The 22,155-nt window shown below is 71.3% G+C and carries 22 protein-coding genes; 10 read left to right on the top strand and 12 right to left on the bottom strand.

The annotated features are described in order from the left end of the window. Positions 1-68: 68 nt before the first annotated feature. Both MQE23_RS27510 and MQE23_RS27505 read right to left on the bottom strand, forming a co-directional pair. Positions 69-413, bottom strand: coding sequence for a hypothetical protein (locus MQE23_RS27510; protein WP_020270281.1), 345 nt, complete (start codon positions 411-413; stop codon positions 69-71). A gap of 134 nt (positions 414-547) precedes the next feature. Then, positions 548-2,905: an immune inhibitor A domain-containing protein gene (locus MQE23_RS27505; RefSeq protein WP_243380549.1), complete on the bottom strand. Its 2,358-nt coding sequence runs from the start codon at positions 2,903-2,905 to the stop codon at positions 548-550. A 442-nt stretch (positions 2,906-3,347) separates the two neighbouring features. On the opposite strand from MQE23_RS27505, the gene MQE23_RS27500 reads away from it, so the two are divergent. Then, positions 3,348-3,620, top strand: a complete 273-nt coding sequence (locus tag MQE23_RS27500; RefSeq protein ID WP_243380548.1) for a hypothetical protein — start codon at positions 3,348-3,350, stop codon at positions 3,618-3,620. 40 nt (positions 3,621-3,660) lie between these two features. Here the strand turns inward: MQE23_RS27500 and MQE23_RS27495 are convergent, their stop codons facing one another. Together MQE23_RS27495 and MQE23_RS27490 are read right to left on the bottom strand one after the other, a co-directional pair. Continuing rightward, positions 3,661-4,398, bottom strand: a complete 738-nt coding sequence (locus MQE23_RS27495; protein ID WP_243380547.1) for an RDD family protein — start codon at positions 4,396-4,398, stop codon at positions 3,661-3,663. A gap of 118 nt (positions 4,399-4,516) precedes the next feature. Further along, the gene (locus MQE23_RS27490; protein ID WP_243380546.1) at positions 4,517-6,157 is read right to left on the bottom strand and encodes an RDD family protein; all 1,641 of its coding nucleotides are present in this window, start codon (positions 6,155-6,157) and stop codon (positions 4,517-4,519) included. Between the two features lie 244 nt (positions 6,158-6,401). Between MQE23_RS27490 and MQE23_RS27485 the strand changes: the two genes are divergently transcribed. Next, the gene (locus MQE23_RS27485; protein ID WP_020277690.1) at positions 6,402-6,812 is read left to right on the top strand and encodes an SsgA family sporulation/cell division regulator; all 411 of its coding nucleotides are present in this window, start codon (positions 6,402-6,404) and stop codon (positions 6,810-6,812) included. 13 nt (positions 6,813-6,825) lie between these two features. Here MQE23_RS27485 and MQE23_RS27480 read toward each other — a convergent pair whose 3' ends face one another. Then, on the bottom strand, positions 6,826-8,232 hold the full coding sequence (locus MQE23_RS27480; protein WP_020277691.1) for an FAD-linked oxidase C-terminal domain-containing protein: 1,407 nt from the start codon (positions 8,230-8,232) through the stop codon (positions 6,826-6,828). Between the two features lie 92 nt (positions 8,233-8,324). Here MQE23_RS27480 and MQE23_RS27475 point away from each other — a divergent pair, with 92 nt between their 5' ends. Beyond that, the gene (locus tag MQE23_RS27475; protein ID WP_243380545.1) at positions 8,325-9,734 is read left to right on the top strand and encodes a tetratricopeptide repeat protein; all 1,410 of its coding nucleotides are present in this window, start codon (positions 8,325-8,327) and stop codon (positions 9,732-9,734) included. Positions 9,735-9,785: 51 nt separating this feature from the next. On the opposite strand, the gene hppD is transcribed toward MQE23_RS27475, so the two are convergent. Continuing rightward, complete coding sequence (hppD, locus tag MQE23_RS27470; RefSeq protein WP_020277694.1) at positions 9,786-10,931, bottom strand: 4-hydroxyphenylpyruvate dioxygenase; 1,146 nt, start codon at positions 10,929-10,931, stop codon at positions 9,786-9,788. 123 nt (positions 10,932-11,054) lie between these two features. Here hppD and MQE23_RS27465 point away from each other — a divergent pair, with 123 nt between their 5' ends. Genes MQE23_RS27465 through MQE23_RS27435 form a run of 7 tightly spaced genes read left to right on the top strand, consistent with a single transcriptional unit; the run spans position 11,055 to position 16,055 of the window. Continuing rightward, the gene (locus tag MQE23_RS27465) at positions 11,055-11,525 is read left to right on the top strand and encodes an Lrp/AsnC family transcriptional regulator (protein ID WP_020277695.1); all 471 of its coding nucleotides are present in this window, start codon (positions 11,055-11,057) and stop codon (positions 11,523-11,525) included. 18 nt (positions 11,526-11,543) lie between these two features. Continuing rightward, positions 11,544-12,191: an ABC transporter permease gene (locus MQE23_RS27460; RefSeq protein WP_020277696.1), complete on the top strand. Its 648-nt coding sequence runs from the start codon at positions 11,544-11,546 to the stop codon at positions 12,189-12,191. Next, entirely contained in the window at positions 12,184-13,443 is a 1,260-nt protein-coding gene (locus tag MQE23_RS27455) for a betaine/proline/choline family ABC transporter ATP-binding protein (protein ID WP_243380543.1), read from the top strand. The genes MQE23_RS27460 and MQE23_RS27455 overlap by 8 nt, the downstream gene beginning before the upstream one ends. After that, on the top strand, positions 13,440-14,261 hold the full coding sequence (locus MQE23_RS27450; protein ID WP_243380542.1) for an ABC transporter permease: 822 nt from the start codon (positions 13,440-13,442) through the stop codon (positions 14,259-14,261). The genes MQE23_RS27455 and MQE23_RS27450 overlap by 4 nt, the downstream gene beginning before the upstream one ends. Continuing rightward, on the top strand, positions 14,258-15,232 hold the full coding sequence (locus tag MQE23_RS27445; protein WP_037674502.1) for a glycine betaine ABC transporter substrate-binding protein: 975 nt from the start codon (positions 14,258-14,260) through the stop codon (positions 15,230-15,232). The genes MQE23_RS27450 and MQE23_RS27445 overlap by 4 nt, the downstream gene beginning before the upstream one ends. A 51-nt stretch (positions 15,233-15,283) precedes the next feature. Next, positions 15,284-15,859, top strand: coding sequence for a helix-turn-helix domain-containing protein (locus tag MQE23_RS27440; protein ID WP_020277702.1), 576 nt, complete (start codon positions 15,284-15,286; stop codon positions 15,857-15,859). Between the two features lie 13 nt (positions 15,860-15,872). Further along, positions 15,873-16,055 (top strand): hypothetical protein, encoded by a 183-nt coding sequence (locus tag MQE23_RS27435; RefSeq protein WP_020277703.1) that lies wholly within the window; start codon positions 15,873-15,875, stop codon positions 16,053-16,055. On the opposite strand, the gene MQE23_RS27430 is transcribed toward MQE23_RS27435, so the two are convergent. The 6 genes from MQE23_RS27430 to MQE23_RS27405 all read right to left on the bottom strand — a co-directional run bounded on the left by MQE23_RS27430 (position 16,052) and on the right by MQE23_RS27405 (position 21,939). Beyond that, positions 16,052-16,843, bottom strand: a complete 792-nt coding sequence (locus MQE23_RS27430) for a S16 family serine protease (RefSeq protein ID WP_020277704.1) — start codon at positions 16,841-16,843, stop codon at positions 16,052-16,054. The genes MQE23_RS27435 and MQE23_RS27430 overlap by 4 nt on opposite strands. Positions 16,844-16,942: 99 nt before the next feature. Next, positions 16,943-17,584, bottom strand: coding sequence for a helix-turn-helix domain-containing protein (locus MQE23_RS27425; RefSeq protein WP_037674506.1), 642 nt, complete (start codon positions 17,582-17,584; stop codon positions 16,943-16,945). Between the two features lie 279 nt (positions 17,585-17,863). Further along, positions 17,864-19,663, bottom strand: a complete 1,800-nt coding sequence (locus MQE23_RS27420; RefSeq protein WP_020277706.1) for a DEAD/DEAH box helicase — start codon at positions 19,661-19,663, stop codon at positions 17,864-17,866. Positions 19,664-19,801: 138 nt separating this feature from the next. Further along, a complete protein-coding gene (locus tag MQE23_RS27415; RefSeq protein ID WP_243380541.1) occupies positions 19,802-20,176 on the bottom strand; it encodes a type II toxin-antitoxin system death-on-curing family toxin in 375 nt (124 codons plus the stop codon). Beyond that, positions 20,173-20,373, bottom strand: a complete 201-nt coding sequence (locus tag MQE23_RS27410; RefSeq protein ID WP_020277708.1) for a hypothetical protein — start codon at positions 20,371-20,373, stop codon at positions 20,173-20,175. The genes MQE23_RS27415 and MQE23_RS27410 overlap by 4 nt, the downstream gene beginning before the upstream one ends. A gap of 93 nt (positions 20,374-20,466) precedes the next feature. Next, positions 20,467-21,939, bottom strand: a complete 1,473-nt coding sequence (locus MQE23_RS27405) for an MFS transporter (protein ID WP_243380540.1) — start codon at positions 21,937-21,939, stop codon at positions 20,467-20,469. Between the last annotated feature and the right edge of the window lie 216 nt (positions 21,940-22,155).

The following is a 22,155-nucleotide window of genomic DNA, read 5'->3' as shown; positions in this document are numbered from 1 at the left end:
CCCGGTGACGCCCGAGGGCGTGCCGGGCGTCGCGGGGCCGGCGGGACTTTGCGGACACGCCCCAGGGGTCAGGTCTGGGCCGTCGGGCGTCGCAGGAGGGCCCTGATCGGCCGCCACAGTTCGAAGGCGAGGTCCGGACCGGCCACGACACCGTTGTCAGGTGCCGTGCGCCATATCAGGCCGTCGGGGTGGTGCAGGACCGCCGTGATCTCGTCGGGGGACGGCGGGGCGGCGTTGCCGCGCAGGTAGACCGCGCGCAGGCCGAGGTTGCGGAGCCTGGTCAGGGCTCGGGCGCGGTTCGCCGCGTGGACGAGTACGCGGACGGAGCCGGGGCCGTCGGTGGCGGGGCTGGGCAGGTTCAGCGCCACCACCACGGTGCCGTTCGGCAGCTTGCAGAAGCCTCCTGCGGCCATGCGGTCATACCCCCGTGTCGGTCGGTGCGTCGGTCGGTGTCAATAAGAGAACCACAGGACGCACCTAAACACGGATCGGCGGCGACCCGCCAGGGGGTCGCCGCCGATCATGCTCTGACCTGCGAAAACGCGTTTTACTTCGCCGCGGGGCCTACTTCGAGCTCGATCGTCGAGCCGTCCTTGGCCTCCTTGATGATCTTGATCTTGGTGTTGGTGTCAGTGATCTTGACGCCGGCGGTCTTGTTCGTCTCGTCGTAGTAGGTGTTCACCCGGTCGTTGAAGACCGACACCCCCTTCGACGACGGGATGCGCGTCGCGACGTCCGCGTTGTGCAGCTCGATGCCGTCCGTGCGGTACAGGCTGAACGGCGAGTCGTAGGCCTGGATGCGGTTGCGCATCAGCGTGCCGTCGGTCCACTTCAGCGCCTTCGGGTGCGAGTCGACCGGCAGCAGCAGACCCGTACCCGGGTGGACGCTGGTGTTGTTGTCGGCCTGGGAGGTGTCCCACTTCCAGATCAACAGGCCGTTCTGGTACGGGTAGTGCTCCACCCAGTCCGGACGGGTCTTGGAGAAGCCGAAGTTGTACGGGCCGACCTTGAGGGTCTTGTCGTACGACACGTACTGGCGGTTCTCCGCAAGGTAGTACTGCGCGTAGTCCTTGGTGAAGGACGCGCCCATGCGGGAGAAGCCGGTGGCCTTCCAGGCCGCGTCCGCGGACTCGGCGTCGTCGGAGAAGACCGCGGCGCCGTCGGCGGTCACCGTGATGCGGTCGGCCGTGAAGCCCTTCTGGGCCACGCCGCCGTCGGTCTGGTAGCGGAAGCGCAGGTCGATCTTCTTGCCCGCGTAGGCGTCCAGCGGGAACGCCAGCTTCTTGTACGCGCCGGACGTGCCGGTCAGGGCCGGCTTGTCGCTGCCGTCACGCGGGAGCGGCTGGCCGTCCACCGTGCCGTCGACCGGGGTCCAGTTGGCGCCGCCGTCGGTCGACACCTCGGTGTAGAGGTAGTCGTAGTTGGCCTCGATGTCGTACCAGCCGTCGAGCGTCAGGGCCGCCGACTTCTTGCCGGTGAGGTCGACCGAACGGGCCAGCGTGTTCTTGAGGTTGTCGCCGCTGCCGCTCCACCACTGCTTCGCGCCCTGCGCGGGCGCCACGATCTCGGTGGTGACCTTCTTCTTGGGCAGCTCGACCACGAGGGCCTGCTTGTGCTTCGTGTTGTACTCGGCGACGCCCAGCTTGTGCCACGAGTTCGTCGCGGCCTTCGCGGTGTCGTACTTGAGCCAGCCCAGCTGGAGCTTGTCCCAGGCGGTCATGTCGCCGGGCAGGTCGCCGATCTCGTTCTTGCCGGTGCCCAGCCAGGAGCCGGAGGACATCAGGGTCCAGAAGCCGGTGGAGTTCTCACCGCCGCCGGAGGTGTCGTAGTGGTCCGGCAGACCGAGGTCGTGGCCGTACTCGTGGGCGTAGACGCCGAGTCCGCCGTTCTCCGGCTGGACGGTGTAGTCGCCGACCCAGATGCCGGTGTCGCCGATCTTGGCGCCGCCGAGCTTGTTGTCCTCGGGGCCGGTCGCGCCGGCGTCGGTGCCGAAGGCGTACCAGCGGTGGGCCCAGATCGCGTCCGTGCCCTGGGCGCCGCCACCCGCGGACTCGTCCTCACCGGCGTGCACGACCTGGAAGTGGTCGATGTAGCCGTCGGACTCGTTGAAGTCGCCGTCGCCGTCGAAGTCGTAGCGGTCCCACTGGTCGTACTGCTTGACGTCCGCCTTGATCTCGGCGTCGGTCTTCCCAGCCGCCTTCTGCTGGGAGACCCACGCGTTCAGACCGTCGCTGACGACGTTCCACACGCTCGGGCAGTTGGTGCTGCCGCAGGCGTTGTTGCCGTAACGGGCCTCGTTGTAGGGGACCTTGACCCAGTCGGAGACCTCGCCCTCGACCGAGTAGCGGCCGGAGGACTGCTTCTCGTAGTACTTCTTCACCGACTCGGTGTTCTTGCCGGTGCCGAAGTAGAGGTTCTCGAAGTACTTCTGGTCGTAGTCCGCCCGCCAGGCGGTGGAGTTGTCCTTCTTGCGGTCCGGCTTGGCTATCTGGTTGTGCAGCGGGCCGGGCGTGCCGCCGAACTCGCTGGTCTTGTCGCCGAACTCGACCAGGATGGTGAAGATCTTGTCGGTCTTCTCGCGGCCGAGCTCGACGTACTTGCTGTCGCCCTTCTTGCTCTTGAGCTGGACGACGTTCGAGCCGTCACGCTTCTTCACCGTGGACTTGCCGGATATGACCTGCTTCAGGGCCTCCTGCCGCTGGGCCTCCTGGGTCTTGCTCAGCGGGCCTTCGAGGTCGTGCTCGTCGTGGTGGCGGTCCGCCGGGTCGTGCCGGTCCACGGTGGTGGGCCTGGGAGCGGAGGTGTCGTCGGCCTGGGCCACGCCGTATACGGAGACGGTGGCCGTGGCCGCCGCGAGCGCCACGCCGATGGCGGCCGCTCTGAATGTCCAGGGTCTACTGGTCACTTGAGTTCCTCCCCCGCGTTCGAGCGCGCGGAAGGAAGGGGTCCTGGTCGTGGAAGGTCCGCGCGCGCGTGATCAACGCGTGTAGTCAAGTGACGACATTTGACTAGAGGTTTAGAAGAAAAGACAGACCTTGACTTGGACAGGTCAAGTGCACTATGCGGAGTCGACGTTCGTTTTACGGACAACCGATCCGGCGCCCGACAGACATCTGCCGACGTCCGGCAGGCACGTGCCACCGTCCGGTGGGCGCGCGCATATGTCCACTACCTGGACGCCATGACTCCGTGCGCCCCCTGTGCTCCGGGCCTGTTGATTAGGTCACGCTTACCGTTCGTTCCACTCGGGCACCCTGCCGATTAGAGTCGATTGGCGGAACGCCCGGAAGCTGGCGGAATGCCAGGCCGACACCCCCGTGGACCCCCACTTCGAGGACATGATGGCCATGCCCCGTCCGACTGCCGCACAGCTCGCCTACGGTTCCTGCACCGTGATCCTCTCGACCCTCGCCATGCTGCTGCTGTCACAGACGAGTTCGGGCGTGGGGATCGCGATCATCGCCGCCGCGGCGCTCGCCCTCGGGCTGCTGGTCGCCATGACGGTGCCGCTGCCCGGGAAGCGCCCGGCCGCGGTGGAACAGCCCGCGCCCGAGGAACCCGTACGGGCCTCGGTCGCCGCGCCGGCCCCGGAGCCGGTGCGGGAGCGGGCGATCTCCTGACCGCTGGCTGACCCGTCTGCGCCTCGATCGGTGAGGTGCCTCAATTGGTGCTGACCACGACCGTTTTGGCCGCCTTGTCGTGCAGGCCCTGCTTGTAGGGCCGGTCGAAGAGGCTCCAGCCACCCGAGATCACGAGCCAGACGCAGAAGCAGCAGAAGAAGCACGGGATCCACAGCACCGCCGCGCGCATCAACGCGTTCTGCGCGGAGGGCGTGGCGCCGTTGTCGAGGTTGGCCACACGCAGGTGCAGCAGTTTCTTGCCGAGGGTCTGGCCGTTCCGCGCGGTGAGGAAGGTGTCGTAGGCGATGTAGAGGACGGTGGCGACCGCCGACTGCCAGAAGGACTTGCCGGCCTCGATGCGGTCGCCGTCCACGTCGTACTCGTTGACGCCGAAGCCCCAGGTGAGCAGCCAGACGACGGCACCCACCAGGATGATGTCGATGATGCGGGCGAGCGTGCGCTTGCCGCTGTCGGCGAGCGGGGGCATGCCGGCGAGGGGATCGGTGGGGTAGGAGTCGCCGCCGTAGGGGCCACCGCCTTGGCCACCGCCGGGAGGACCGTCGTAGGGCCCGCCGCCTCGGCCACCGCCGGGAGGACCGCCGTAGGAGCCGCCGCCCTGGCCGCCACCGGGAGGGACACCGCCGGGGCCGCCGCCCGGGTATCGCGGGTCGTAGGGCGAGCCCGCGCCCTCACCGGGCTGCTCGCCCGGGGGCCGCTTCCTGAACGGATCGTCTTCCGGGGGCTGCTGACCTGAGCCGGGGGGCGGTTCACTGCTCATGGCCCGAGTCGACCGCGAACCCCCCGGCTCCGCATCCGGCAGGCGGCCGTCCGAGGTACGGATTCACCTGGTGCCGCAGCGGTACGACGCCGTCCCGTGGCGGACGCAGCCGTACTGCTCAGCCGGCCACGAACGTGTGCGCTGCCTTGTCGTGCCAGCACTGGCGCCACGGCTTGTCGAAGAGGCACCAGGCGATGCCGACGATCCCGACGACGAGGAGTCCGGGCACGCTGTAGACCAGCCAGCGGCGCAGGGCCGCGCCGAACTCCGGGGCGTCGTGGCCCTCGATGTCCCGCACCTCGAGACCCATCAGCTTCTTGCCGAGGGTGCGGCCCCACTTGGCGGTCGGCAGCACCTCCGAGACGACGCCGACGAGCAGCAGGACGGCCACGACGATGCCGAGGTACACCGACGTGGTGCCGTCGAGCAGCCAGACGGTGACGGTCTCGCCGGAGAGCTTGGCCGCGTCGATCTTCTCGTTGACGTGGTCGACCGCCTTGATGCCGAGCGGTACGGCGGCCCCGGCGGTGGCGCCGGCGAGGACGAGCGTGTCCAGCAGCCGGGCGGCCAGCCGCTTGCCCAGCCCCGCGGGGCGGGCCGACGCCTGGCGCCGGGCGGCGGCCTGGAACACGTCCTCGGTCGGCGGCTTCCAGGGCGCGACGGGCTGCTCGTCACCGCCCGCTCCGGCCAACCGGTGCACCTGCTGCGCCCACGAGGACTGACCGCCCCCGGGGCCGGGGCTGAGGGGGGTGGCGGAGGCGGCCGGGCCGGGCTGGGGCCCAGCGGACTGCGGGGGGACGGTGGGCGCCGACTGGGGCCCGGACAGTGCCGTCGGGACGGCCGCGGGGGCCTGGGCACCGGGGTCGGCCTGAGCGGCCCGGGCGGCGGCGGCCTTCCCGGCACCGAAGCCGGGGCGGTTGGAGGCGTCGCCGGAGGCGGCCCCGCCGCTCTGCGCGCCGAAGGCGGGTCCCGCCGGGCTGCCCCCCGGACCGGCCTGGGCCCCGAAGCCGGACCCGGCCGGGCCCGCGGCCGCCCCTGGCGGGCCGAATCCAGGCCCTGCCGGGTTCCCGCCGGATCCGCCCGGCCCGCCCTGCGCACCGATCCCGGACCCCGCCGGGCCCTGACGCGGCGACACCGCGCGGAACGTCATCGTGCCCTCGTCGGGGGCATCGGCGGAGGCGCCTCCTGCGGCCTTCCCCGTCGGGCGGCGGAAGACGAACGTGCTGCCGGCTGCCGCGGCGTTCGCCTCCTGGTCGGCGGGCGACGGGGGCTCCCCCTGTGGGGCGGACTCCCCGGCCGGCTGCCGGTCGGCGTGCGGCACCCTCGGGTCCGCGCCCTGCTGAGCCGCTCCCTGCTGGGCTGCTCCCTGCGCGCCCTGCGGTGCACCCCACGAGACGCGGCGGTCCTGGTCGCCGCCGAAACCGGACTGGCGGGAGCGGTCGGCGCCCCAGGCGGACGCGGGTTCGGGACGGCTGCCGTGCTGGGCGTCGGCAGGGGACGGCTCGTCGGCCGGGTCCTCGTCGAAGAAGTGCGGGCCGGTTTCCTCGACCGCGCCGGAAGCGGCGGCGGAGCCGGCGGCGTCGGACCGTTCCGCACCGGGCGGCGGCGCGAGCGTCTCGCCGTCCTTGGGTGCGGGACGGCTGGTGCCCGGTACCCAGGAGGCACCGTTCCAGTACCGGACATATCCAGGAATGGACGGGTCCGGGTAATAACCTTCGCGGGGCCTGTCGTCACCGGGGGCCGGGGTTGGGGCGCTCATCTCCGTCGTCCCGTATCTGCTCGAGGGCCAAATGGGGGCCTCCACATCTATCAGACGTGCGCAACCCCCACCGCCGCTCCCACCGGACCCACCCCTTTCGAGCACTGATGTGCTACGCATCGCGCGGCCCGGCGCCTCCCCCTGCGAAAAAACTTCCGGCAACGCGCGTAATGCCGCCGCCCCCGCGCGCTCTCTCCTCCTGACCGGCCCTCGCGGGCAGCCGTGCAGAGAAGGGAAGACCGCCATGCGCACCGTGGTGGAACGCGAACTGGAGCTGAAACTCGTCCTGTCGCCGGAGCGCCGGATCCCGGTGCCGGCCCGGCTCGGGTACGTCACCGACGATCCGTACGCCGTCCACGTCACCTTCCACATCGACTCCGCGCACCCGGTGCACTGGACGTTCGCCCGGGACCTGCTGGTGGAGGGCGTGTTCCGGCCGTGCGGGCGGGGGGACGTGCGGGTGTGGCCGACGAAGGCGGAGGGGCGCAGCGTGGTGCTGGTGGCGCTGAGTTCACCCGACGGGGACGCCCTGCTGGAGGCACCTGCGGCCCCGGTGTCGGCGTGGCTGGAGCGCACGCTGCGGGTGGTCCCGCCGGGGACGGAGGGTGAGCAGCTCGGTCTCGACGACGAGCTGGCCGAGCTGCTCGCCCGGTGAGGACACGCGAACTTCAGAACAGCTTGCCCGGGTTGAGGATGTTCAGCGGGTCGAAGGCCTGCTTGACGGCCCGCTGCATCTCCATCCCGACGGGGCCGATCTCGCGCGCCAGCCACTCCTTCTTCAGCACGCCGACGCCGTGCTCGCCGGTGATGGTGCCGCCGAGTTCCAGGCCGAGGGCCATGATCTCGTCGAAGGACTCGCGGGCGCGCCGGGACTCGTCGGGGTCGGCCGGGTCGAAGCACACCGTCGGGTGGGTGTTGCCGTCCCCCGCATGGGCGACGACCCCGATGGTGAGCTGGTACTTCTCGGCGATCCGGTCGACCCCGTCGAGCATCTCGGCGAGCCGGGAGCGTGGCACGCACACGTCGTCGATCATCGTCACGCCCTTGACGGCCTCCAGCGCGGTGAGCGACAGCCGGCGCGCCTGGAGGAGCAGCTCGGACTCGGCCGCGTCGTCGGCCGGGACGACCTGGGTGGCACCGGCGGCCTCGCACAGCGCTCCGACGGCGGCGAGGTCGGCGGCCGGGTCGGTGGTGTCGAAGGCGGCGAGCAGCAGGGCCTCGGTGCTCTCCGGGAGGCCCATCTGTGCCAGGTCGTTGACGGCCTTGACCGTCGTACGGTCCATGAGTTCGAGGAGTGACGGGACGTGGCCGCCCTCCATGATGCGGCACACGGCGTCGCAGGCGGCGGCCCCGGAGGCGAACTCGGCGGCCAGCACGAGCTGCCCGGGCGGCTTGGGGCGCAGGCCGAGCACGGCCCGTACGACGATGCCGAGCGAGCCCTCGGAGCCGACGAACAGCCGGGTCAGGTCGTACCCGGCGACGCCCTTGGCGGTGCGGCGGCCGGTGGACATGAGCCGCCCGTCGGCCAGCACCACGTCCAGTCCGAGGACGTACTCGGCGGTGACGCCGTACTTCACGCAGCACAGGCCGCCCGAGGCCGTGCCGATGTTGCCGCCGATGGTGCACATCTCCCAGCTGGAGGGGTCCGGCGGGTAGTACAGGCCGTGTTCCCCGACGGCCCGGGAGAGGGCGGCGTTGATCACGCCGGGCTCGACGACGGCGATGCGGTCGACCGGGTTGATCTCCAGGATCCGGTCCATCTTGGTCAGGGACAGCACGATGCAGCCGTCGGAGGCGTTCGCGGCGCCGGACAGTCCGGTGCGGGCGCCCTGCGGGACGACCGGGACGCGCAGGGCGGTGGCGGTGCGCATCACGTGCTGGACCTGCTCCACCGTGCGGGGCAGGACGACCACGGCCGGGACGCCGGCCGGGCAGAAGCTCGCCATGTCGTGGGCATAGGAGGCCGTGACGTCGGGGTCGGTGAGGACCGCCTCGGCGGGCAGGCCGCTGAGCAGCAGGTCGAGAAGGTTGCCGGTCGTTTCGTCGCTGGGCGCTTCGATACGGCTCATGATCACAGGTTCGCACCCGGGGCCATCGGTGTGAACCCCGTCGGCGGCACCCTTCACCTGCCCGGGTGTGGTCGTCGTACTGACGCACAGTGAGCGCCATGGAGAACCAGCAGAAGCCCCCTGAGGGCCGCTTCCGCACCCGGCGGGTGGTGCTCGCCTCCGTCGCTGGCTGTGCCGTGCTCGGCGGGGTGCTGGTACTGCTGCCGTGGGAGCGCCCGGCCGAGCCCGCTCCGCCGTCGCCGGGGGCGCTGGCCATGGCGGCGGTCAACGCCGGGGTGCCGGCCGCGCTGCCCGACCTGGCGGAGCTGATCGACGAGCGGGAGAAGCGGCTGCGGGCGCATCCGCGGGACGCGCGGTCCTGGGCGGTGCTCGGGGCGGCCTACGTGGAGCAGGGGCGGCGGCTGGCGGACCCGGCGTACTACCCGCGTGCCGAGAAGGCGTTGCGTACGTCGCTGAAGGTCCGGCCGAAGGGGAACACGCGGGCCCTGGCCGGGCTGGCCGCGCTGGCCAACGCGCGCCGGGACTTCCCCGCCGCGCGCCGCTGGGGCGAGGCGGCGCTGAAGCTGGAGCCCCGGCGGTGGACGACGTACCCGCTGCTCATCGACGCCTACACCGGGCTCGGCGAGCACGCGGCGGCCAAGCGGACGCTGGACCGGCTGACGGAGCTGCGCTCGGGGCCCGCCGTGCTGGCGCGGGCCGCGGCCGTCTACCGGGACCGGGGCTGGCGGGAGGACGCGGCGGCCTCGCTGGCGGACGCGGCGTCGGGCGCGCGGGCACCGGCCGAGCGGGCGGCCTATCTGGAGCGGGCCGGGCAGCTGGCCTGGGAACGCGGGGACCTTCAGGACGCGCTGCGGCACTTCCAGGAGGCGGTGCGCCTCGACCCGGACCAGCGGGCGGCGCAGGCCGGGCAGGGCCGGGCGCTGGCGGCCCTGGGCCGCACGACGGAGGCGCTGAACGCGTACCGGGTGGCCCTCACCAAGCAGCCCTGCCCCCGGTACGCCCTGGAGCTGGGTGAGTTGTACGAGTCGCTGGGCATGCCGGAGGCGGCCCGGGTGCAGTACGACCTGCTGCGGGAGCGGGTGCGGGGCGCCGCCGCGGGCGGGGCCGACGAGGAGCTGGTGCTGGGTCAGTTCGAGGCGGACCACGGCGATCCGCGGGAGGCGGTACGGCGGTTGCGGGCGGAGTGGCGCCGCCAGCCCGGGACCGAGGTCGCCGACGCGCTGGGCTGGGCGCTGCACCGGGCCGGGCGCCACGAGGAGGCCCTCCGGTTCGCGGTGCGGGCGACGGAGGGGGAGCAGGGGGGCGGGGTGCGCAGCGCGGTGTACGCGTACCACCGCGGCATGATCGAACGGGAGCTGGAACGGTACGGCGCGGCCCGGCGGCGCCTCGCGGAGGCGCTGCGGATCAACCCGCACTTCTCGCCGCTGCACGTGCCCGCGGCCCGGGCTGCGCTGGAGGCGCTGGGTGAGCCGCCGGTCGACGAGCTGCCGGAGACTGCCGGGGAATGAGGCCGTGCGGGTGCCCCGTGACACCCGCACGGACTGGTGCGGCCGTCGGGGTCAGAGGTTGCCGCGGCGGGCCTGCTCTCGTTCGATCGCCTCGAACAGGGCCTTGAAGTTGCCCTTGCCGAAGCCCATCGAGCCGTGGCGTTCGATGATCTCGAAGAAGACGGTCGGGCGGTCCTGGACCGGCTTGGTGAAGATCTGCAGCAGGTAGCCGTCCTCATCGCGGTCGGCGAGGATCTTCAGCTCGCGCAGGGTGTCGATCGGGACCCGGGTCTCGCCGACCCACTCCCCCAGCGTGTCGTAGTACGAGTCGGGCGTGTTGAGGAACTCCACGCCGGCCGCGCGCATGGTGCGGACCGTCTGGACGATGTCGTTGGTGTTGAGCGCGATGTGCTGGACGCCCGCGCCGCCGTAGAACTCCAGGTACTCGTCGATCTGGGACTTCTTCTTGGCGATGGCCGGCTCGTTGATCGGGAACTTGACCTTGAGCGTGCCGTCGGCGACGACCTTCGACATCAGCGCGCTGTACTCGGTGGCGATGTCGTCGCCCACGAACTCCTTCATGTTCGTGAAGCCCATCACCTTGTTGTAGAAGCCGACCCACTCGTTCATCCGGCCGAGCTCGACGTTGCCGACGCAGTGGTCGATCGCCTGGAAGGTGCGCTGCGCGGGCGGCTCGACCATCGGCCGGGCCGCCACGAAGCCGGGCAGGTACGGGCCGTCGTAGCCGGAGCGCTCGACCAGGGTGTGGCGGGTCTCGCCGTAGGTGGCGATGGCGGCCAGGACGACCGTGCCGTGCTCGTCCTTCAGCTCGTACGGCTCGGCGACCGAGCGGGCGCCGTGTTCCAGTGCGTACGCATAGGCGGCGCGGGCGTCCGGCACCTCGATGGCGAGGTCGACGACGCCGTCGCCGTGCTCGGCCACGTGCCGGGCGAGGAAGTGGCCCCAGTCGCTGGACGGCTTGATGACCGAGGTGAGGACGAAGCGGGCGGAGCCGTTCTCCAGGACGTAGGCAGCGGTCTCGCGGCTGCCGTTCTCCGGTCCGGAGTAGGCGACCAGCTTCATGCCGAAGGCGGTGGAGTAGTAGTGCGCCGCCTGCTTGGCGTTGCCCACGGCGAAGACGACCGCGTCCATTCCCTTGACCGGGAAGGGGTCGGCCTGCCGGGCGGTGTCGGGAGTGTGGTGTGTGGTCTGCGTCATAGCCGCAGGGTCTCCCCGACCGGCAAGGTGCGCAATAGTTTGCGTTTTGGCTGGGCAATCTGGTCAGCATTACGGCCGTATCGGCGGCCCTTCTGTACAGGATGACCATGCCGGGAGGCTGCTGTGGCGATCGATCATCTGGACGGCCGGATCATCCTGCTGCTGGCCCGGGAGCCGCGCATCGGGGTGCTGGAGATGTCCCGGCGGCTGGGCGTGGCCCGGGGCACCGTGCAGGCGCGGCTGGACCGGCTTCAGTCGAACGGAGTCATCCGCGGCTTCGGCCCGGAGGTGGACCCGGCGGCGCTCGGCTACCCGGTCACGGCGTTCGCGACGCTCCAGATCCGGCAGGGCCAAGGCGCCGATGTGCGGGCCCACTTGGCGACCGTTCCCGAGGTGCTGGAGCTGCACACCACCACCGGCAGCGGGGACATGCTGTGCCGGCTGGTGGCCCGCTCGAACGCCGATCTCCAGCGTGTGATCGACCGGGTCGTCGGTTTTGATGGCATCGTCCGGGCCTCCACGGCGATCGTCATGGAGAACCCCGTTCCGCTGCGGATCATCCCGCTGGTGGAGCAGGCCGCGGAGGAGACCTGAAGTCAGGGGTGAGCGCGTGTGAACTTCTGGGAGTATCTGGCCGGCCGGCACCAGCAGCTGCTCACGGACGCCTACCAGCACGCGAGCGCCGTCTTCCAGTGCATGGTCGTCGCGGCCGTGCTCGGGATCCTGATCGGCGTCGCCACCTACCGCAGCGAGTGGGCCGGGAACCTCGCCACCACGGCCACCGCCACCATCCTGACCGTGCCGGCGCTCGCCCTGATCGGTCTGCTCATCCCGGTGGTGGGGCTGGGCGTACCTCCGACGGTGATCGCGCTGACGCTGTACGGGCTGCTGCCGGTCGTGCGCAACGCGATCGTCGGGCTGCGCGGGGTCGATCCGGCGCTGGTGGACGCGGCCACCGGCATCGGCATGTCCCGGTCGGCCCGGCTGCTGCGGATCGAGCTGCCGCTGGCCTGGCCGCCGATCCTGACCGGGATCCGGGTCGCGACCCAGATGCTGATGGGCATCGCGGCCATCGCGGCGTACGCCTCCGGCCCCGGCCTCGGCAACGTCATCTTCCGCGGCCTCGCCTCACTCGGCAGCGCCAACGCGCTCAACCAGGTCCTCGCGGGCACGCTCGGCATCATCGTCCTGGCGCTGCTGTTCGACGCCGCGTACGTCCTGATCGGGCGGCTGACCATTCCCGGGGGAATCCGTGCCTGAGACCGGCGACCACGGGGCCTCGATCGAGCTGGAGGGCCTGACCAAGCGGTACCCCGGCAGTGCGCAGCCGGCCGTGGACAACGTGAGCATGGAGATCAAGGCGGGCGAGGTCGTCGTCCTCGTCGGGCCCTCGGGCTGCGGCAAGTCGACCACGCTCAAGATGATCAACAGGTTGATCGAGCCGACCGGCGGCCGTATCCGCATGGGCGGTGAGGACGTCACCGACATCGACCCGGTCGGGCTGCGCCGCAAGGTCGGTTACGCCATCCAGTCCGCCGGGCTCTTCCCGCACATGACGGTCGCGCAGAACATCGCGCTGGTACCGAGGATGATCGGCTGGCCGAAGGCCCGGATCAGGGCGCGGACCGAGGAACTGCTCGACCTCGTCGGCCTCGACCCCGGCGAGTTCCACGGCCGCTACCCACGCCAGCTCTCCGGCGGCCAGCAGCAGCGGGTGGGCGTGGCCCGGGCCCTCGCCGCCGATCCCCCGGTGCTGCTGATGGACGAGCCGTTCGGGGCGGTGGACCCGATCACCCGTGAACATCTCCAGGACGAGCTGATCCGGCTCCAGCACGAGCTGCACAAGACGATCGTCTTCGTCACGCACGACTTCGACGAGGCGATCAAGATCGGCGACCGGATCGCCGTGCTGCGCGAGCGGTCCCACATCGCGCAGTTCGACACCCCGGAGGCGATCCTCACCAACCCGGCGGACGACTTCGTGTCGGGCTTCGTCGGCGCCGGGGCGGCGCTGAAGCGGCTGAACCTGACCCGCGTACGGGACGTGGAGATCACCGACTATCCGACGGTGATGATCGACGACCCGTTGCAGCAGATCTTCAACCGGCTGCGGGCCGGCGGCATCAACGAGGTCCTGCTGCTCGACCGGCTCGGCCGCCCCTACAAGTGGCTCAGGCGCGGCGACCTGATGCGGGCCCGGGGCTCGCTGGCCCGCGCCGGGACGCTGGTGCACGACACGGTCACCCGGGACGCGACCCTGCGGGACGCGCTGGAGGCGGTGCTCACCGACAACACCGGGCGGGTGGCGGTCACGGGGCGGCGCGGTGAGTACACCGGTGTCGTCGACATGGAGACGCTCCTCAACTCCGTGCACGACATGCTGGAGGCCGACCGGCTGGACGCGCTGGAGCACCAGCACGAGCTGGAGGAACTGCGCGCGGCGCAGACGCACGCGGAGCAGGAGGGCGGCGGAAGCGTCACGGGTGTGGGCGGCTTCGGAGGGACGCGGTGACCGCTCCCGGGCCGGTGCGAGCCGCCCCCGAGCCGGCGGACGAGGAGGAGGCCGAGGCGCCCCGGACGCCACCCGGCCCGCCGCCCCGGCACGTCGGCTGGCAGAAGCTGACCGTGCTGCCCGCCGTCCTGGTGGCCGTACTGCTGGCCACCTGGCTCTGGTTCCGGCAGGCCGACCTGGACGCGCTGACCCGGAACGCCCTGTCGGGCGGCCAGGTCTCCAAGGCCCTGTGGCAGCACATCCAACTGACCGCGATCTCCACGTTCTTCGTGCTGATCATCGCGATCCCGCTGGGCATCCTGCTGACCCGCCCGGCGTTCCGCAGGGCCACTCCGGTGGCGATGGCGTTCGCCAACATGGGCCAGGCGACGCCCGCGATCGGCCTGCTGGCGCTCCTCGTCATCTGGCTGGGCATCGGCCGCAGGGCCGCCCTGATCGGCATCATCGCCTACGCCGTGCTGCCCGTGCTGTCGAACACGATCACCGGGCTGAAGGCGAACGACCCGACGCTGCTGGAGGCGGCGCGGGGCATCGGCATGTCGCCGGTGGGAGTCCTGACCCGGGTCGAACTGCCGCTGGCGGTCCCGCTGATCCTGGCGGGTGTCCGCACGGCCCTCGTCCTGAACGTCGGCACCGCGACCCTGGCGGTCTTCGGCGGGGGCGGCGGGCTCGGCGTGCTGATCACGACCGGGATCACCAACCAGCGGATGCCGGTGCTGGTGCTGGGCTCGGTCCTCACGGTGGTCCTGGCGCTGCTGGTGGACTGGCTGGCCTCGCTGGCGGAGGTGCTCCTGCGGCCGCGGGGGCTCCAGCCATGAGACGGCGTCCGTCCCTGGTGGCAGCGGGGCTGCTGGTCGCGGGACTGCCGGTCGCGGGCTGCGGACTGACCAGCGGCTCCCCCATGGCGGACGACGTGCGGCCCGGGTCGGTCGGGCGGGGCGAGCCGCTGAAGGGCGCGAGCCTGACGGTGACGTCCAAGTCCTTCACCGAGGGGCTGATCCTCGGCGCGATCATGGGCATCGCCCTGGAGGCGGCCGGGGCGGAAGTACTCGACCGCACGGGCATCCAGGGTTCCATCGGCAGCCGCGAGGCCGTCCGCAAGGGCGACGCCGACGCCGGGTACGAGTACACGGGCACGGCCTGGATCACGTACCTGGGGAACAGCAAGCCGGTCACCGATCCGCGCGAGCAGTGGGAGGCGGTCCGGAAGGCCGACGCGGCGAACGGGCTGACCTGGCTGCGGCCGTCGTCCCTGAACAACACCTACGCGCTGGCCATGAACCAGGAGAACGCGAAGAAGTACGGCACGAAGACCCTGTCGGACGTGGCGAAGCTGGCGAAGTCCGACCCGGGGGCGGTGAAGCTGTGCGTGGAGGTCGAGTTCGCGAACCGGGCGGACGGGTTGCCGGGCATGCAGCGGGCGTACGGGATGGAGCTGCCGGCGCGGAACGTCACGCAGATGGACACGGGGATCATCTACACCCAGACGTCGAAGGGGAGTTGCCCGTACGGGGAGGTGTTCACCACCGACGGGCGCATCAACTCCATGAATCTGGCGGTCATGGCGGACGACAGGAAGTTCTTCCCCAACTACAACGCCGCACCGATGATCAACGCGAAGACCCTCAGGCGGTGGCCGGCGATCGCGGATGTGCTGGACCCGGTGACGGCGAGGCTGAACAACACGGTGGCGCGGACGCTGAACGCGAAGGTGGATGTGGAGGGGGAGGATCCGCATCAGGTGGCGTTGGAGTGGATGGTCGAGGAGGGGTTGGTCAGGGAGGGGTGACTTACAAAGAAGCCGTTGCAAAGGCTCCTTTGCAACGCTACCTTTGTACGCATGCCCGAAGAACCGGCTCCCCGACTGCTCGATGCCCGCTCCCTGCGCGGACTGGCTCATCCCCTGCGGATGCAGCTGCTGATCGCGCTGCGGCGCGGCGGTCCCGCCACCGCCTCCCAACTGGCGGAGAAGCTGGGCGAGTCGAGCGGCGCGACCAGCTACCACCTACGGCAACTCGCCGCGCACGGATTCGTCGCGGACGACCCGGAGCGCGGCAAGGGACGGGAGCGCTGGTGGAAGGCCGTGGACCAGGGCGTCCAACTCGACGAGACCCTGATCAAGGACCCGGACCCGGCCGTGCGCGGAGCCGTCGCCGTGTTCCGCTACGAGATCGCGAACGTGCACACCCGAGAGGTCGCGACCTGGCTCGGCACCGCGAGCGACTGGGCCGAGGAGTGGGACGGCGCCACCGATCTGAGCGACTTCACCCTGCGACTCACTCCGGAACTCGCCCGTGAGCTGATCGGCAAGATGCACGACCTGGTTCAGAGCTACCACCCTCTGCCCGAGGGCACCCCGGACGCGGAAACGGTGCGCGTCCACACGCACGTCTTCCCCAGTCAGACGAAGCTGTGAGAGGCCATCACCCATGCACCCGGACATCCACCTCGCCCTGCACCACGCCCGCGCCGCCGACCTCCGTGCCGAAGCCGACGTCCTGCACCCTGCCGCCCGGAACAGACATGGCCTCCGTACCCGCCTCGGCTGGACCCTCGTGGAGGTCGGATTAAGGCTCGCCACCCGGCCGGGGACGGCAGCCGCCGCCCACTAACAGCTGGGCACGGACCCCTTGCCCGTCTCCAGGGCCACCAGGGAACTCACCGTGCTCTTCAGCGTGGTCACCGGAATCAGCCGCAGGCCCTTCGGCAGTTCGGCCCGCGCGTCCGCGCACTCCGCCTTCGGGACGAGGAACACGGTCGCCCCGTCCCGCTTGGCGGCCTGGGTCTTGAGGGCGACGCCGCCCACCGCCCCGACCGTGCCGTCGGCGGCGATCGTGCCGGTGCCGGCGATGACACGGCCCCCGGTCAGATCACCACCGGTGCCGTCACCGTCGAGCTTGTCGATGATCCCCAGGGAGAACAGCAGCCCCGCACTGGGCCCGCCCACGTCCGCGAGCCTCAGGCCGACCTTGACGTCCTTGTCGTCGAGGCCGAGATAGTTCAGCGCGGCCTGCGTCGCCGCGTCCTGGGACTCCTTCATCTGCTTCTCGTTGTGCCGCTCGATCTCCTGGACGGTGTCGCCGCTCGGGTAGATCGCGTCGCGCGGCATGACCGCCCGGTCCGTGCGGAACCAGTTGTCGATGATGTCCGGGAGCGAGACCCGGGTGTCCGGTGAGGTCGCGACGATGGTGGTCATACGCAGCTGGCCAGGGGTGTTCCGGGTCGGCGCGCCCGAGATCGTGATCACCGGGGAGCCCTTGTCCTCGCCGAGCACGTTCGTCGTCTGCCCGGGCTGCGCCACCGAGAACGGCAGCGGCGCGAACACCGCCGTGGCGAGCAGACCCACGACGGGCAGGGCACAGACGGCGATGGCCTGGGGGCGCGTGAGGCGAGAGAACACGGGATCAATCTAACTCGGGCACGGAATCGGGCCGGGCCCAGGTCACCCGGGGCCCGACAGGAGGGATCCGCGCACGTCAGCGCAGCGCGTCCGCGCACGTCAGCGCAGCGCGTCCGCGACCTCTCGTGCCGCCTCGACGACCCTGGCCCCCACGCGCTCCGGCACCACGTCCGCCAGCATCACCACGCCCACACTGCCCTCGACGCCCGTCACACCCAGAAGCGGCGCCGCCGCCCCGCACGCGCCGGCCTCCAGCTCCCCGTGGGTCAGGGTGAAGCCCGGGTCCCTCATCGGGTGCTGCCGGGCCGCGAGTATCGCCTTCCCGGCGGCGCCCCGGTCCAGGGAGTGACGGAAGCCGGCCCGGTAGGCGACGTGATAGTCCGTCCAGGTCGGCTCCACCACGGCCACGGCGAGCGCGTCCGAGCCGTCGACCAGGGTCAGGTGCGCCGTCGCGCCGATGTCCTCGGCCAGCGACCGCAGCGCCGGCATCGCGGCCTCCCGTACGAGGGGATGGACCTGCCGCCCCAGACGCAGCACGCCGAGCCCGACCCGGGCACGTCCGCCCAGGTCACGGCGTATCAGCGCGTGCTGTTCCAGCGTGGCGAGCAACCGGTACACCACGGTCCGGTTGACGCCCAGTTTGAGGGAGAGCTCGGTCACGGTCAGCCCGTGGTCCGTGTCGGCGAGCAGCTTGAGGACACGCAGTCCCCTGTCGAGCGTCTGGGAGGTCTCCGCGGTCACGACGCCCACTCCTTAGTGGTGAGGTCGACGGCCCCCTGGTCGGCGGATGCGTCACCGAGTCCCGTCGGCGACGCGCTTCAGAGGCCGCCGATCGGCCGGCGGCCCGGCCTGTCCGGGCCGCGTCGCTTCACGGCTGCGCTCCGCGGCGGCGCTGCCACGGGGCGTATGCGTAGCCGGACAGTAGCGAAGGGAGTTCGCTGAGCGGAAGGCTCCGTCCAGAATCCGGGCACCGTCCAGGACCGACTGGCGCCCTTTGCCCGCATACGTACGACCCGGGGGTCACTTCATGCGCGTGGCCCACTCCTGCACCTTGGCGATCCGCTGCCGTAGCTGCCCCGCCGTGGCCTCGGCCGCCGGAGGCCCCCCGCACACGCGCCGCAGCTCCGTGTGGATCACGCCGTGCGGCTTGCCGCTCTGGTGGACGTACGCGCCGACCATCGTGTTGAGCTGCCGCCGCAGCTCCATCATCTCCTTGTGGGAGACCACCGGCCGCCGCTCGGCGGGCACTTCGAGCAGGTCGGCCTCCTCGTCCGGCTTCTTGCGGCTGTGCGCGATCTGCCGGGCCTGCCGCTTCTGGAGCAGCAGCTGCACCTGGTCGGGCTCCAGCAGCCCCGGGATGCCGAGGTAGTCCTGCTCCTCCTCGCTCCCCGGGTGGGCCTGCATGCCGAACTCGGCGCCGTTGTACATGACCCGGTCGAAGACCGCGTCGGACTCCAGCGCCTCGAAGGGCAGCATGTCCTGCTCGCCGGTGTCCTCGTCCTGCTCCTTGTTCGCCTCCTCCATCTCCTTCTCGGATTCGGCGTACGGGTCCTCCTCGCCCTCCTTCTTGGGCTTGTCGAGGACGTGGTCCCGCTCGCGCTCCATCTCGTTGGCGAAGGAGAGCAGGTCCGGCACGGTCGGCAGGAACACGGAGGCCGTCTCGCCGCGCCGCCGGGACCGTACGAAACGGCCGACGGCCTGCGCGAAGAAGAGCGGAGTGGAGATGGTGGTGGCGTACACGCCCACCGCGAGGCGTGGCACGTCGACGCCCTCGGACACCATCCGCACGGCGACCATCCACCGGTCGGTGTTCGCGCTGAACTCGTCGATCCGCTCGGAGGCGCCGGCGTCGTCGGACAGCACGAGGGTCGCCTTGCTGCCGGTGATCTCGCGGATCAGCTTGGCGTACGCACGCGCCGAGTCCTGGTCGGAGGCGATGACGAGCGCGCCGGCGTCCGGGATGGCCTTCCTGACCTCGGTCAGCCGCTGGTCGGCGGCGCGCAGCACGGCCGGCATCCACTCACCGCGCGGATCGAGGGCGGTCCGCCAGGCCTGGCTGATGGCGTCCTTGGTCATGGGCTCGCCCAGCCGCGCGGCGACCTCGTCACCGGCCTTGGTGCGCCAGCGCATGTTGCCGCTGTAGGAGAGGAAGATGACGGGCCGGACGACGTTGTCGGCCAGGGCGTTGCCGTAGCCGTAGGTGTAGTCGGCGGCGGACCGACGGATTCCGTCGTTCCCCTCCTCGTACGTCACGAAGGGGATGGGGTTGGTGTCGGACCGGAAGGGCGTACCGGTGAGGGCCAGCCGGCGGGTGGCGGGCTCGAAGGCCTCCAGACAGGCCTCGCCCCAGGACTTGCTGTCACCGGCGTGGTGGATCTCGTCGAGGATGACCAGGGTCTTGCGCTGCTCGACGCGGTTGCGGTGGAGCATCGGCCGCACACCGACGCCCGCGTACGTCACGGCGACCCCGTGGTACTCCCGGCCGAGCGGCCCGGCGCTGTACTCCGGGTCGAGCTTGATGCCTATGCGGGCCGCGGCCTCCGCCCACTGCTTCTTCAGGTGCTCGGTCGGGGCCACCACGGTGACCTGCTGCACGACGTGGTGGTGCAGCAGCCAGGACGCCAGCGTCAGCGCGAAGGTCGTCTTGCCGGCGCCGGGGGTGGCGACCGCCAGGAAGTCCCGCGGCTGCTCCTGGATGTACTTCTCCATCGCGCCCTGCTGCCAGGCGCGCAGCTTGCTGGCGGTACCCCAGGGGGCGCGGCCGGGGAACGCCGGGGACAGGTGGTGCGAGGCAGAGCTGGTGCCGGCGGTGGTAGTCACGGTCTCCGTTGGGGGTCGGGCGGCTCGTTCGAGGGGAGCCTGACGGCTCGGCTACGTATGACAACCGGGCCACCCTACCGGCGGCCCACCACTGCCCATGCGCGGACAAGCCCGGGTCATGCCAGGGTGGGATCCACGTCACAGCCGCCGCAGGCGCTCGGCGATGAGGCGGATGTCGCTCTCGTCCCCGGAGGCGACATCGATGACCAGGGCGTACGCGGTGTCCTGGTCGCAGCCCGTGAGGTCGACGCCGTTGACCCCGAGGAAGGTCGCGGCGGCCAGCCAGGCCGTGCGCTTGTTCCCGTCCACGAGGGGGTGGTTCGTCGCGATGGCGTGCAGCAGAGCGGCCGCCTGCTCGTGCAGGTCCTCGTAGGCCGCCGTGCCGAACATGCGGGCGCGCGGGCGGTGCACGGCGGAGACGAACAGCCCGGTCCGGCGGACCTCGGGGGCACGCCCGCCGAAGGCGATCCGGGCGATCGTCGTGACCTCCGCGACGGTGAGGTGTCTGGTCATTCGCCGAGCCTGCGCAGCAGATCGGCATGCGCGACCGCGAGCGACTCCGCCGTGCCCCGCACCGCCGACGACTCCCGCGCCAACCTGTGCAGTACGGCGTCCAGCGCGATGTCCTCGGGGAGGCGGCCGGTGGCGTCCGCGAGGTCGTCGAGCTCCTGCCGGACGTGCGGCGGGAGGGAGATGGTGAAATCGGTCACGCCGCTGACGATAGGGAGCGCCGTCGGGAACGGGCGACCGTATTACGGCCCGCCCGTGCCGCCCGTGCCGAACAGCCCACCGCCCAACGGCTCTCACCGCTCCCGCAACCGCGTGGTCACCCACGCCCCCACCAGCGCCACCACCGCCATCGGCAGGAACACCGCGGTGAATGCGGCCGGGTGGGAGGCGGTGGTGTCGGTGGGGGTGTGGGTGACCGTGCCGCCGCCGAGGCCGGCGAAGGCGGCGCCTCCGGCGGAGAGCAGGACGACGTTGGAGAGGCCGTCGGAGATCTGGAGGGCGGCGGAGTTGGTGCCGGCCTCCTCGGGGGCGGAGAGCTTGAGCAGGAGCACGCTCGTGGAGGAGATGACGAGGCCCATGCCGAAGCAACCGAAGGCCCAGGCGACGGCCAGGGTCCAGACGGGCACGGAGTCGATCAGCACACTCGGCGCGGTGGCGATGGCCGCCGCCACCAGCAGCATGCCGAGAGTCGTCAACCGCTCCCGATACGCTTCGAACCGCGACCGCGACTGCACCCACGAGCCCAGCGCCCACGTCCCGCCGCCCGCGGCGAGCGAGAACCCGGCCAGTGTCGGACTGAGCCCGCGCTGCGTCACCAGCATCAGCGGCACGAAGGACTCGGCGGCGATGAAGGACCCCGCCGCGACGCCGCGCAGCAGCACGACGGAGGGCAGCCCGCGAGCGGCCCGGTAGGTGCCCCTGGGCAACAGTCCGAGCACGGCCGGCACCAGCAGGGCCAGTCCGGCCGCGCCCGGCAGGAGCGAGAGCGGGCGCAGGTCCTGGGCGGCGTACTGGAGCAGGCCGGCGCCGACGGAGATGGCCAGGGCCAGGCGGATGCGGCGGCGGTCGAAGGAGGGGGGTCGGTCGGATCGGCCGGACGGAGAAGGCTCCGCCGCGGGTACCGGTCCGGCGGCCCGGCGCCGTATCTGCGGCAGCGCGAGCGCGAGCGGGAAGACGACGAGCACGGGTATCCCGATGAACACCCACCGCCACCCGAGCTGCTCGGTCACCGTGCCGGCGGCGAGCGGGCCGACGATCGACGGCAGGATCCAGCTCGCGGCGAACGCGGCCATGATGGCCGGCCGCAGCCGCTCCGGATACGCCCGCCCGACGACGACGTACAGCGCGACGATCACCAGCCCGCCGCCGAGCCCCTGCACAGCCCGCCCCAGGACGAACACCCACATCGCCCCGGCCGTCCCCGACAGCAACAGCCCGGCCCCGAAGGAGGCGATGCCCGTAGTCAACGGCCCGAGGGGCCCACGCCGGTCCGACCACTGCCCGGAGAGCACCATCCCGAACAGACTCGTCGTGAAGTACCCGGAGAACGCGAACGCGTACAGCGGCACCCCGTCCAACTCCCGCGCCGCGACAGGCATCGCCGTACCGACCGCCGTCGCCTCGAACGCGATGAGCAGCACCACGGAGACGATCCCGAAGCTCAGCGCCCGATAGGTCCGCCCCAGCACGGTCTCGTCCGCCGGGGGAAGGGAGGTCAGGCCATCGGCTTCCACGACATCTGCGTCATGCGGCTTCGGGGCGGTCATGACCGCCAGAGTAAGGGCCACACGGCACTTTGACCCCTGTCGCGAGATGGGTCCCCTCATGGGACCTTGGTCGTACACCCCTCCTCTCGGCCCCTTTCATGAACTGCGTATGGCAGTCACGTTGCAGCCCGCCCGATGCCCTTGAGCCCTCACTCCACCCCGACCTACGGTCACTGCACCGAGTTCAGACACGGTCGTGTGCCCGAGCGGTTCAGG

It is taken from the genome of Streptomyces sp. HP-A2021 (assembly GCF_022807935.1).
In the GTDB taxonomy this organism is placed as follows: Bacteria; Actinomycetota; Actinomycetes; order Streptomycetales; family Streptomycetaceae; genus Streptomyces; species Streptomyces afghaniensis.
Note: the sequence above shows the minus strand (reverse complement) of the source record. Positions and strands in the feature narration are given on the sequence as shown.

Excerpts from the sequence above, each read along its gene's own strand:
- MQE23_RS27435 (WP_020277703.1), top strand. The coding sequence starts at position 15,873 with ATGCACCCGGACATCCACCTCGCCCTGCACCACGCCCGCGCCGCCGAC.
- MQE23_RS27485 (WP_020277690.1), top strand. The coding sequence starts at position 6,402 with ATGCGCACCGTGGTGGAACGCGAACTGGAGCTGAAACTCGTCCTGTCG.
- MQE23_RS27510 (WP_020270281.1), bottom strand. The coding sequence starts at position 413 with ATGGCCGCAGGAGGCTTCTGCAAGCTGCCGAACGGCACCGTGGTGGTG.
- hppD (WP_020277694.1), bottom strand. The coding sequence starts at position 10,931 with ATGACGCAGACCACACACCACACTCCCGACACCGCCCGGCAGGCCGAC.
- MQE23_RS27415 (WP_243380541.1), bottom strand. The coding sequence starts at position 20,176 with ATGACCAGACACCTCACCGTCGCGGAGGTCACGACGATCGCCCGGATC.
- MQE23_RS27490 (WP_243380546.1), bottom strand. The coding sequence starts at position 6,157 with ATGAGCGCCCCAACCCCGGCCCCCGGTGACGACAGGCCCCGCGAAGGT.
- MQE23_RS27495 (WP_243380547.1), bottom strand. The coding sequence starts at position 4,398 with ATGAGCAGTGAACCGCCCCCCGGCTCAGGTCAGCAGCCCCCGGAAGAC.
- MQE23_RS27500 (WP_243380548.1), top strand. The coding sequence starts at position 3,348 with ATGCCCCGTCCGACTGCCGCACAGCTCGCCTACGGTTCCTGCACCGTG.
- MQE23_RS27475 (WP_243380545.1), top strand. The coding sequence starts at position 8,325 with ATGGAGAACCAGCAGAAGCCCCCTGAGGGCCGCTTCCGCACCCGGCGG.
- MQE23_RS27405 (WP_243380540.1), bottom strand. The coding sequence starts at position 21,939 with ATGACCGCCCCGAAGCCGCATGACGCAGATGTCGTGGAAGCCGATGGC.
- MQE23_RS27440 (WP_020277702.1), top strand. The coding sequence starts at position 15,284 with ATGCCCGAAGAACCGGCTCCCCGACTGCTCGATGCCCGCTCCCTGCGC.
- MQE23_RS27445 (WP_037674502.1), top strand. The coding sequence starts at position 14,258 with ATGAGACGGCGTCCGTCCCTGGTGGCAGCGGGGCTGCTGGTCGCGGGA.